The following is a 10009-nucleotide window of genomic DNA, read 5'->3' as shown; positions in this document are numbered from 1 at the left end:
CTCCCGGCCCAGCCGGTGAATGTCGGAGGTCGACATCGACGGCTCCCTGGCCTTGGAAGCCAAAATCCCAGCCTCCATCATCCGCCGGAAGAGGCCAGCATCCGGGTAGCGGCCGGTGTTGCGCGCCTTGACCGCCTTATCGGCGGCCTTGCACACCGCCACCGCTTCACCGATGGACAGCAACCCGGAGTCCAGGCCTTCGCGGGTGGCGGGAAGCTCCTGGGCGAACAACCGGCGGGCCAGCTGGGCGCGCCCGTTGGCCTCAACGGGGGCCATCCCCACCGAGTGGATCAGCCAGTTCTGCACCGACCTCTGCCCACCGGCCTCCAGCAGGGTCCCGGCCGCCTCCAGCTGCGCCAGCCGCAGCAGTATCGAAAGCTGGGCCTGTTCCATGTCCTCGAACACCTGCGAGATCACGTCCAGGACCTCACCAACTGCTCCGGTCGGGGGTACCTCCGCCATTTCCGAAGCGATCTTTCCCCGGGCAGCACCCATGGCGGAAACGGCGGGGGTGTTTCCCGCCGCATTCCCGCACTGCCCGAAAGAAGAAGTCATACCCTAAGGATATCAAGAAAGGCCCAGAAAGGACCTATCCCGGAGGTGATAACACCCTTACCCGACCACACTGACCCACATTTCCCTCCTCTGGGAAGAAGCCACCGGGAAAGGAGCGCCCAGCCTTGTGTGCATTATTAGAAAAAGCGGACAAATGTGTTCCAGTATGGGAATGATCTTGCTCCTGTCGCCATTCTCGACGGCCGAGGGTGGAGACAGGAGCAAGATCATCGGGGTTTTCGCCGCGAGCATTGACCGGCCGCGACACCCGCAACCGGTCGGCTCCGGCGCAGTGGCCGACCCGGCCGAAGGCCGCGCTGTTCGGGGTTCGCAGGGGTGATTGACCGGCCGCGACACCGCCAGGCGTCAACGCTCCGGTGGAGTGGCAGGGATCGACCGCCAGGCCGACGCAGTTATCGGGCGGAGCCCGAGTTTTTCCCGCTCGGACCTCGACCACCCGTCCCCCTTTCCCAATAGCCGCCAACCCGCCGTCGTAGCGGAGCGGGTCAAGGTGGAGCGCCGTTGACGCGCGAAGCGCTCGATGGCGACGACCTTGACGCGCGCAGCTGAGACGGCCACAATCACGCGGCGGGAAAAGAGGGATCCTGCACCAGGATAGGAGGCCACGCCAAAGGTGACCTTTCGGATAGACCCGGGTGGTGTCAATTCGTTGAGGCCGACCGCTCGTGCGGGATCACCAGCGGGGTACCGGTTCGGGGATCAGGGACCACGTCGCAGGCCAGGCCGAACACCTCCCATACGCGGTCGGCGGTCACCACCTGCTCGGGGGTGCCGTCGGCGACCACCGCTCCCCCGTCCAACATCACCAGGCGGGTGGCGAACCGGGCCGCCTGGGCGAGATCGTGCAGGACCGCGACGACGGTGCGGCCGCGCCGGTGCAGGTCGGCGAACAGCTCCAGCAGGTCGTACTGGTGCGCGATGTCCAGGTAGGTGGTGGGCTCGTCCAGGAGCAGGGTCGCACTGTCCTGGGCAAGGACCATCGCCACCCAGGCGCGCTGGCGCTGTCCACCGGAGAGGGCGCCCACCTGGGCGTCGGCGAGGTCGGCCAGCCCGGTGAGTTCCAGGGCGCGGGCGATGGCCGTCTCGTCCTCCGGACTCCACTGCCGCAGCAGGGTGTGGTGCGGGAAGCGGCCCCGCGCGGCCAGTGCCCGGACCGTGATGCCATCGGGCGCGAGAGGGCTCTGCGGCAGTAGCGCGAGCTGGCGGGCGACCGCCTTGGGCCGCTGGGAGCGCACGTCGCGCCCGTGCAGGCGCACTGTGCCCGCCTGAGGTCGGTTCACGCGGCCCAGGGCCTTCAGAAGCGTGGACTTTCCGCATCCGTTGGGGCCGACGATGACGGTGAACTCGCCTTCGGCGACGGTCAGGTCCAGGTCGCGCACGACCGGGTCTCCCCCGTACCCGAGGGTGAGGCTCTCCGCGGTCAGGACCGGTGCGGTCTCTCGGCAACTCACAACTTGCCCTTTCGCCATTCACGGATGAGGAGGTGGCCCAGGTAGACGCCGCCGATCGCCATGGTGAAGACGCCGACGGGCAGGCCTTCGCCGACCGGTGCCTGCTGGACGGCGAGGTCGGCGAGGACCAGGAGCAGCGCTCCGGTCAGGCCGGACAGCACCAGGTTCGGCCCGGGCGCGGAGCTCAGGCGCCGGGCGATCTGGGGCGCGGTGAGCGAGAGGAAGGCGATGGGCCCGGCCACCCCCACCGCGGCGGCGGACAGGACCACGGAGAGCACCACCGCGGCGGTGCGGCTTGCCCAGGCGCGGGCGCCGAGCGAGTCGGCCAGTTCGTCGCCCATCTCGTTGACGGAGATCGGCCCGGCCAGTGCGAGGACAAGGGGTAGTGCCAGGAGGAGCGTGCCCCAGATGGTGGCGGCGTGCTCCCAGGAGCGGGCGCCCAGGCTGCCGTTGATGTAGGACGCGAGGACGCTGGCCTCGTCGCGCGCCATAACCGAGACGACGAAGTGGGTGAAGGCCTGGGCCATGGCGGCCACGCCGATCCCCGCGACGATGAGCCGACCGGGGTTGCGCAGCCCGGTGCCGGTCACCGTAGCCACGACCACGATGGCCAGGACGGCCCCGGCCAGCGCGCCCAGCGGAACGGGGACGGCACCGGGGAGCATGAGCGCGGCGAAGGCCGCACCGGCGCCGGCTCCCGCACTGATCCCGATGACGTCGGGGCTCCCCAAGGGGTTGCGGGTCACCGACTGGAAGAGCGCGCCGGCCAGGCCCAGGGCGAGCCCGGTGCCCGCGGCCACGACCAGCCGGGGGCCGCGCAGCCGTTCGAGCGCGAAGAGGTGGGTGGCCTCCCCCTGCCCGGAGAGGAGAGTGGGAAGCTGGGTGACCGGAACGCCGAGGCGGCCCAGGCTCAGAGTGGCGGAGGCCGCGGCGAGCAGGGCCGCCAGGAGAAGCACGGCCACCACGACTGAGCGCGGGTGGACGGGCAGGGCGAGGATGCGGCCCACCCGCAGGACGGGCCCGGTGGGGCGTGGTCCGATCTGGTGGTTCACGAGCTCCCCCGCATCTTCCGGACCACGTACAGGAGGACGGGAGCTCCGACGAAGGCCGTGACCACACCGACCATGAGCTCCGCGGGGCGCACCAGGGTGCGGCCCAGGACGTCGGCGAGCAGCAGCAGGGTGGGGCCGACCAGGAGGGCGAAGGGCACTTGGAGCCGGAAGTCCACGCCGACCAAGCCTCGGACCACATGGGGAACGGCCAGGCCCACGAAGGCGATGGGTCCGGCGGCAGCGGTGGCCCCCGCCGCGAGCATGGTGCCCGCCAGCAGACCGCCCGAACGCGTCCAGAACACGCTGGCCCCCGTGGCCACGGCGGTCTCCTCGCCCAGGGCCAGGGCGTTGAGGCCGCCCATGACCAGCAGGGCCATGAGCAGGCCGAGGCCGACCACCGGCAGGACCGAGAGGATGACGTCGTACCCGCGTCCGGCCAGCGAACCCACCACCCAGTGGCGGTAGCTGTCGAAGGCGTCGGGCATGCTCAGCGCGACCGCCTGCACGTAGGCGTGGAGTACCGCGGAGACCACGGCCCCGGCCAGGACCAGGCGGACCATGCTGCCGTCGCCGCCGCGCGAGCCCACCGTGTAGGCGGCCAGTCCCGCGAGGAGTGCGCCGGGCAGCGCCCACCAGACACTGGCCGCGACGGAGGTGGGGCCGAGCACGGCGGTAACGGTGACCACCGCTGCGGCCGCCCCCGAGTTGACACCGAGCAGGCCGGGGTCGGCCAGCGGGTTGCGGGTGACGCCCTGCATGAGGGTTCCGGCCAGGGCCAGCGCGGCCCCGGCCACGATACCGAGGAGAGTGCGGGGGTAGCGGCTCTCGACCACCGTGGTGGTGAAGGAGTCAGCTTTGCCGGAGAGCACCTGCCACACCTCGACCGGCGAGGTGGGTCGGGCGCCCGCGACCAGGCTGAGGAGGACTGCCCCGGCCAGAGCCGCCGCGCCGGCGCCCAGTATGAGGGCTGTGCGGGCGGGCCCGGCCCGGTGCGGTGCCGTTCGTGTCTTCACGTTCGCCTTGCCGAGGTGCTCTTTCGTCAGTGGGTCGATCGATGTGCCGCGGGTGGATCAGCCGTCCACGTTCTCGGCGGCCTCCTCGATGAGGGGCACGTAGCGGTCGATCGCCCAGGGGACGGTGAGCGGGTTGATGAGCGAGGACGCGGTGACGAAGGCGTTGTCCTCGCTGGAGACCACGGCACCGCCCTCCACGGCGGGGATGGCGCCGTACAGCTCCTGCGCCTCGATCTCCTCGCGGGACTCGGCGTCGCTGTAGAACGTGAAGATCAGGTCGCTGTCGGAGAGCTCGTCGGCGTTCTCCAGGCCGATGAGGGCGGAGTCGGTGCCCTCGGTCTCGGGGAAGGTCTCGACGACCGGGTCGACCTCGAGTCCGAGGCCGCGGACCATGGCCACGCGCTGCTCGTCGGGCAGGAAGACGCCGAGGGTGCCGGGGCCGTCGGTGTAGATGTAGGAGAAGCTGAGGTCGGCGAACCCCGGGTTGTCGGCTGCGGCCTCCTCGAAGCGCCCCTCGATCTCCTCGATGAGCTCACCGGCCTCGTCGGGTTGGCCGAGGGCCTCCCCGATGATCTCGATCTGCTCGTCCCACTCGGTGCTCCAGGGCAGGTCGGGGTAGGCGACCGTGGGGGCGATGTCGGCGAGGATGTCGTACTGCTCCTGGGTGATGCCGGACCAAGGGGCGAGGATGACGTCGGGGGCGAGTTCGATGATCGCCTCGAAGTCGATGTCGTCCTCTCCGGCGAACTGTTCGGGGAGCTCCTCCCCCGCGTCGGTGACGGCCTCGTGGATCCACGGGAGGTAGCCGGTGTCGTCACTGCCCCAGTCGTAGCTCTCGGTGCCGACCGGGACGTTGCCCAGGGCGATGGCGGTCTCGGCGGATCCCTGGCCGAGGGTGACCACGCGCTCGGGCTGCTCGGGGATCTCGGCGGTACCGAGGGCGCTCTCGATACTGACCGGGAATGTACCGTCGGCGGCGGCGCCGCCTTCGGGGCCGTTCCCGGTGTCGGTGCCGCAGGCGACCAGGCCGAGGGCGAGGGCGGTGGTGAGTCCGATGCCGCCGACACTGCGCAGGGTGGAGTGCATGCTCACTGCTTTCTTCGTGACGTGGGGCGGCCTCGTCGTACTGGGCGGGCCGGTCGCGCGCTGGGGAGCGCCCTGAGGAGGGCAGCACGCTGAGTCCGGCGAAACGGGACGAACCCAGCCGGAACGAAGGTTAGTCTAACCTCACTCCGTTGGAATTCAAAAAATATGAACCGATGTGGCTCCACCGGGACCACCGCAAAAGGGTGCCCGCTCCAGTGGAACGGGCACCCGGGGTGCACGGCGGGGCCTCGATGAGTACGGCCCCGCGGATCAAGGGAGGCGGTCGGTGAGCACGTTGCTGATCCGGCCCAGGTAGCCGGTGTACTGGCGCGTGGCCATGGCACTGATGCGTTCCCGGCCCAGGATCCGGGGCGGGGAGAAGCGCATGACCGCCTCCGCCCCCGAGGCCAGCGACGCCAGTGCGACGGGCCCCCGACGGACGGACTCGTACCGGCGCAGTGCGGCGGCGGGGTCGGCCTCGGCTCCCTCGTCGGCGAGGGCCAGGTTCAGCGCCCACGCGTCCTCCAGGGCCTGGTTGGCACCCTGGGCGGTGGACGGCGGGAAGGCGTGCGCGGCGTCGCCCAGCAGGGTCGCGCCACCTTCGCCCCAGACCTTGGGTACCCGGTGCCGGACGTGCTCGAACAGTCCCAGGTCGTCGTCCTTCGCGTGGTCCAGCACCGTGCGCACGTCCGGGTCCGCCCAGTCACCGAAGAGCTTGCGCAGCACACCCACCGGAGTTTCGGGACGGGCGATGTCCGGTCGCCAGCGCACGTCGAACCACCACTGCACGAGCCCCTCCCCCGCCGGCATGATCCCGCACATGCCCTGCCGCCCCTGGATGACCGCCGAGACCGTGCCCGCCGCCAGGTCCGAGGGCACACGGGTGAGCGCCTGCCAGCTCGCCCACCCGGTGGGGCGGGCGGGGTCGCCGTCCCACAGGTCGCGGCGGGCCGCCGAACGGACCCCGTCGGCCCCGACCACCACGTCGCCCGTGGCGCTGCTGCCGTCACCGAAGAGCGCGCTCACGGTGCCGTCCGGGTTCACCCGCACCCGGGTGCAGATCCGGCCGTAGCGGACCGTGCCCTCGGTCAGCCCTTCAGCGAGGAGTTCGAGCAGCGCACGCCGCGGCACCGTGCGGCATTCGAACCCGTAGTGGTCGCGGACCGCGTCCACGTCGAGCGTGTACCGCACCCGCCCGGAGGGGTCACGGTTCTCCAGGCCGTCGATGCGTCGCCCGATGCCGGAGGTGTCCACGCCCAGGGCCCTGAGGGCCGCGGTGCCGTTTGAGTACAGGCCCAGACCGGCACCGTCAGCGCGCGGTTCGGGTGCGCGCTCATGGACCTCGACCTCGTGCCCGTGGCCGGTGAGGCCGCGGGCCAGGGCGAGTCCGCCCACCCCCGCCCCGACGATGACGATCCTCATGCGCAAAGCCCCAATCCCACTCGTTCGACTGCCAACACAGTACTGACCGGCCGGTCACCGCATCAGGTGGACCCGGGACTCCCAGGGGCGCAGCGGGGCGAGTGCGCGCTCCGGCGCGGGGTAGTTGCCGATGAGCAGCTCCGGGTGGGACCCCACGAGGTCCTCCGGAAGGTCCAGCTCGGCGGTCTCCCCGCTCCAGTTGGCCACGACCAGCAGGACCTGGCCGTTCAGGGACCGGGTGAAGGCGTAGACGCAGGGGTCCCCCTCCAGCAGCGGGGCGAAGCGGCCGTGCACGACAACCGGGTGCTCCTTGCGGAGCGCGATCAGGCGACGGTAGTAGTGGAAGACCGAGCCCTGGTCGGCGACGGCGGCCTCGGCGTTGATCTCGGTGTGGTTGGGGTTGACCCCGATCCACGGTGTCCCGTCGGTGAACCCCGCGTGGGTCCCGGAGTCCCACTGCATGGGGGTGCGCGCGTTGTCACGGCTCATGCCGGCGAACCCGGCCATGGCGGCCGCCTCGGGAACCTTGCCGGTCTCCACCATGGTGCGGTGGTAGTTGAGGGTCTCCAGGTCCCGGTACTCTCCGAGGTCGGTGAAGTGGGCGTTGGTCATGCCCAGCTCCTCGCCCTGGAAGACGTACGGGGTGCCCTGCATCATGTGCAGGGTGGTGGCCATCGCGGTCGCCGACTCCACCCGGTACCGGCCGTCGTCGCCGAACCGCGAGACCACGCGCGGCTGGTCGTGGTTGTTCCAGTACAGGCTGTTCCAGCCCCGGTCGTTGAGCCCCACCTGCCAGCGGTTCAGGGACGCCTTGAGCCGGACGAGGTCCAGCGGGAGCGGGTCGAACTTGCCGCCGGGACCGTGGTCGAGGTCCATGTGCTCGAACTGGAACACCATGTCCAGCTCCCGGTTGACGGGGTTGGTGTGGATACGGGCCTGCTCCACGCCCACCCCGGGCATCTCCCCTACGGTGAGCACGTCCCGCCCGGCGAAGCACGTCTCGTGCATCTCGTGCAGGAACTCGTGCAGGCGCGGCCCGTTGATGGCGTGGTCGGCGAAGATGCCGTAGTCGCCCAGCACGGGTCCGTCCGGGAGCTTCGGGTTCTTGGAGACGAAGTTGATGACGTCCATCCGGAACCCGTCGGCGCCCCTGGCCAGCCACCACAGGGCCACTTCGTGCAAGGCCGCACGGACCTTCGGGTTCTCCCAGTTCAGGTCGGGCTGGCCCGGGCTGAACAGGTGGAGGAAGTACTCGCCGCGGTCCTCGTCGAAACTCCAGGCGGGCCCGGAGAAGACCGAGCCCCAGTTGTTGGGCGGGCCGCCGTCACGGCCGGGGCGCCAGAAGTAGAAATCCCGCTTGTCCTCGTCACCCGCGCGGGACGCGGTGAACCACGGGTGCCGGTCACTGGTGTGGTTGATGACCAGGTCCATCACCAAACGCATCCCGCGCTCGTGCAGCCCGTCACGGAGCCGGTCCCAGTCCTCCAGCGTGCCGAACCGGGGATCGATGTCGGTGTAGTCGCTGATGTCGTAGCCGTTGTCGTCCCACGGTGAGGGGTAGACCGGCGACAGCCACACCACGTCCACGCCGAGCTGGTGCAGGTAGTCCAGTTTCTCGATGATCCCCGGCAGGTCTCCGACGCCGTCGCCGTTGCTGTCGTTGAAGCTGCTCGGATAGATCTGGTAGACGACGCTGGACTTCCACCAGTCGGTACCGGGTTCGGGCATGGGGTTTCCTCCATTGGCTCTGAGGCGCCCATTCAATCGCCGCGCGCGCCAGCACGGAAGGGGAACCGCCCAACGGGATCCCCGGCGAGCTCAATGACCTGGGCGTTCCAGGCACCCTCAAAGGTTTCATATAGCCGGAGAGGGCGTGCCGAACTTACTGTTCTGTGACCGGCCCAGGCCGGTGATCACAGAAAGGAGAACGGCTATGCGCAGGATCGTCGGCGCACTCACGATGTCTGTGTGCGCCGTGTTCGCAGCAGCGCTGCTCCACGCCCCGAGCGCCGCGGCCGCGACCAACCAGTCTCAGTGTCGCGTGACCGAGGATGTGCGGGTCTGCATCACCGTGGAGCGCGACAAGTACGGCCTGTACGCCTACACCACCGCGGAGGCGCTGCCTACCACCGGAGTGGAGTTCGAGAGGGCGGGCACGCACGTGCGCGTCACGAGGGACACCAAGCCCGAGGCGAAGCAGGTGCCCGAAATCCAGGGATCCGAGCAGAACCCGAGGAGCGGGAACGTGCGGGTCCAGGCCGGAGACCAGATCCAGGGACGGGCGTCATTCACCCTGACCGACCGTACCCGGGTGACCGCCGCGACCAGCGGCATCCTCGACGTCCGCGAGCCCCTCAACCCGGGTGTCTTCGGCTGACCGGAGCCCTTATGCCCTGACCCCGTATCCCTCAGGCCCGGCCGCGCTGTCTCCAGTGGTCGGGCCCCTGAACTTGCACGGGGCCGCTCCGCTGCCGCAGAACCGTCCGAGAGGGGGAGGCACAGGCGCGCCGCGCCCCGGCAACGAACCCCCTTCCCCCACTGGAGCGAGATCGTGAGCAGGCCACCAGTAGCAGCCGAGGACCGCCCGCGTGCAGGCGACGTGTGCGCGGCGGCGGAGACATGACGGCCATCACGGTCCACGAGGACTACGAGGACGGCGGGGTCGCGTTCGCCCCGTTCCAACTGGCACTCGGTGAGTCCAGCGGGTTCGGGCGCGGCGGCGACGGGGAGGGGGTGCGTCCCCTCTTCGCGGCCGGGGACAGGGCGGTGGCTCGGAGGGCGGGCATCATCGACTCCTTGGGCTACCACTGGCGGCTTACCAACACCAGCGGCACCCGGACCTACGTCGTGGAGCACACCGACCCCGTCTCCGGATTCGTGCAGGTGCGTCCGGGAGGCCGTGGCATGGTGATCCCCTTCGAGACCTCGCGGGTCAGGATCCCCGGGGCAGACCGGGAGTACCGCTTCCTGGTACTCGTGCCCGAACTCCCCTTCCAGCCCCCGCGGTCCCAGGGCGAGGAACTCAGTTCACTCGCTCCCTTCGGGCTGGACCCGTGGAACGGCTACTTCCGGGTCATGGTCGCGTTCTGCGAACCGCGCCTGCGGGACCCCTCCTGCCTGCGCATCCCGAGCACCAACGAGGTTTCGCGGAGGTTGGACGCCTCGGTGAGCGCGGTGAACGGGCAGATCACATACCTCTTGCAGGAGAAGCTCCGGCTGCCGCACAGCGGCAAGGGGCCGGGGGTCGCGTGGCGCCAGCGCGTCCTCGTGGACTACGCGCTCCGGTTCGGGCTCGTCACCAAGGAACACCTGCGCGTCCTCCCCGAACCGGACGAGTAGCGCGCCCCGGGTCAGACGCTCTGAAAGAGTTGAGCTCCCCCTGGGGAACGGTCAGGGAGGACACACGAGA

At 70.1% G+C, this 10009-nt stretch carries 8 protein-coding genes and 1 pseudogene; 2 read left to right on the top strand and 7 right to left on the bottom strand.

All coding sequences use genetic code 11. The features are described 5' to 3' along the window. The 7 genes and pseudogenes from ACYVD1_RS15955 to ACYVD1_RS15925 all read right to left on the bottom strand — a co-directional run. Positions 1–555 (bottom strand): annotated as a pseudogene (locus tag ACYVD1_RS15955) (HNH endonuclease signature motif containing protein); the annotation flags it as partial. A gap of 662 nt (positions 556–1217) precedes the next feature. After that, positions 1218–2027, bottom strand: a complete 810-nt coding sequence (locus tag ACYVD1_RS15950) for an ABC transporter ATP-binding protein (RefSeq protein ID WP_460772862.1) — start codon at positions 2025–2027, stop codon at positions 1218–1220. Then, a complete protein-coding gene (locus tag ACYVD1_RS15945; protein ID WP_460772860.1) occupies positions 2024–3079 on the bottom strand; it encodes a FecCD family ABC transporter permease in 1056 nt (351 codons plus the stop codon). Before ACYVD1_RS15945 ends, ACYVD1_RS15950 begins: the two co-directional genes overlap by 4 nt. Continuing rightward, a complete protein-coding gene (locus tag ACYVD1_RS15940; protein ID WP_460772857.1) occupies positions 3076–4092 on the bottom strand; it encodes a FecCD family ABC transporter permease in 1017 nt (338 codons plus the stop codon). The genes ACYVD1_RS15945 and ACYVD1_RS15940 overlap by 4 nt, the downstream gene beginning before the upstream one ends. Positions 4093–4149: 57 nt before the next feature. Further along, on the bottom strand, positions 4150–5178 hold the full coding sequence (locus ACYVD1_RS15935) for an iron-siderophore ABC transporter substrate-binding protein (RefSeq protein ID WP_460772867.1): 1029 nt from the start codon (positions 5176–5178) through the stop codon (positions 4150–4152). Positions 5179–5448: 270 nt separating this feature from the next. Next, entirely contained in the window at positions 5449–6600 is a 1152-nt protein-coding gene (locus ACYVD1_RS15930) for an FAD-dependent oxidoreductase (RefSeq protein ID WP_460772855.1), read from the bottom strand. A gap of 54 nt (positions 6601–6654) precedes the next feature. Next, entirely contained in the window at positions 6655–8328 is a 1674-nt protein-coding gene (locus ACYVD1_RS15925) for a glycoside hydrolase family 13 protein (protein WP_460772852.1), read from the bottom strand. 205 nt (positions 8329–8533) lie between these two features. On the opposite strand from ACYVD1_RS15925, the gene ACYVD1_RS15920 reads away from it, so the two are divergent. Beyond that, on the top strand, positions 8534–8977 hold the full coding sequence (locus tag ACYVD1_RS15920) for a hypothetical protein (protein ID WP_460772850.1): 444 nt from the start codon (positions 8534–8536) through the stop codon (positions 8975–8977). 242 nt (positions 8978–9219) lie between these two features. Continuing rightward, positions 9220–9939 carry a winged helix-turn-helix domain-containing protein gene (locus tag ACYVD1_RS15915; RefSeq protein WP_460772848.1) on the top strand — a complete coding sequence of 240 codons (720 nt, stop codon included), beginning with the start codon at positions 9220–9222 and terminating at the stop codon, positions 9937–9939. The last annotated feature ends 70 nt before the right edge of the window (positions 9940–10009 follow it).

This window comes from Nocardiopsis nanhaiensis (assembly GCF_054778635.1).
This window is presented reverse-complemented; position numbering and strand designations above follow the sequence as displayed.

Bases quoted from the DNA above. Each gene is read 5' to 3' on its own strand.
- ACYVD1_RS15935 (WP_460772867.1), bottom strand. From the start codon at position 5,178: ATGCACTCCACCCTGCGCAGTGTCGGCGGCATCGGACTCACCACCGCC.
- ACYVD1_RS15930 (WP_460772855.1), bottom strand. From the start codon at position 6,600: ATGAGGATCGTCATCGTCGGGGCGGGGGTGGGCGGACTCGCCCTGGCC.
- ACYVD1_RS15925 (WP_460772852.1), bottom strand. From the start codon at position 8,328: ATGCCCGAACCCGGTACCGACTGGTGGAAGTCCAGCGTCGTCTACCAG.
- ACYVD1_RS15920 (WP_460772850.1), top strand. From the start codon at position 8,534: ATGCGCAGGATCGTCGGCGCACTCACGATGTCTGTGTGCGCCGTGTTC.
- ACYVD1_RS15915 (WP_460772848.1), top strand. From the start codon at position 9,220: ATGACGGCCATCACGGTCCACGAGGACTACGAGGACGGCGGGGTCGCG.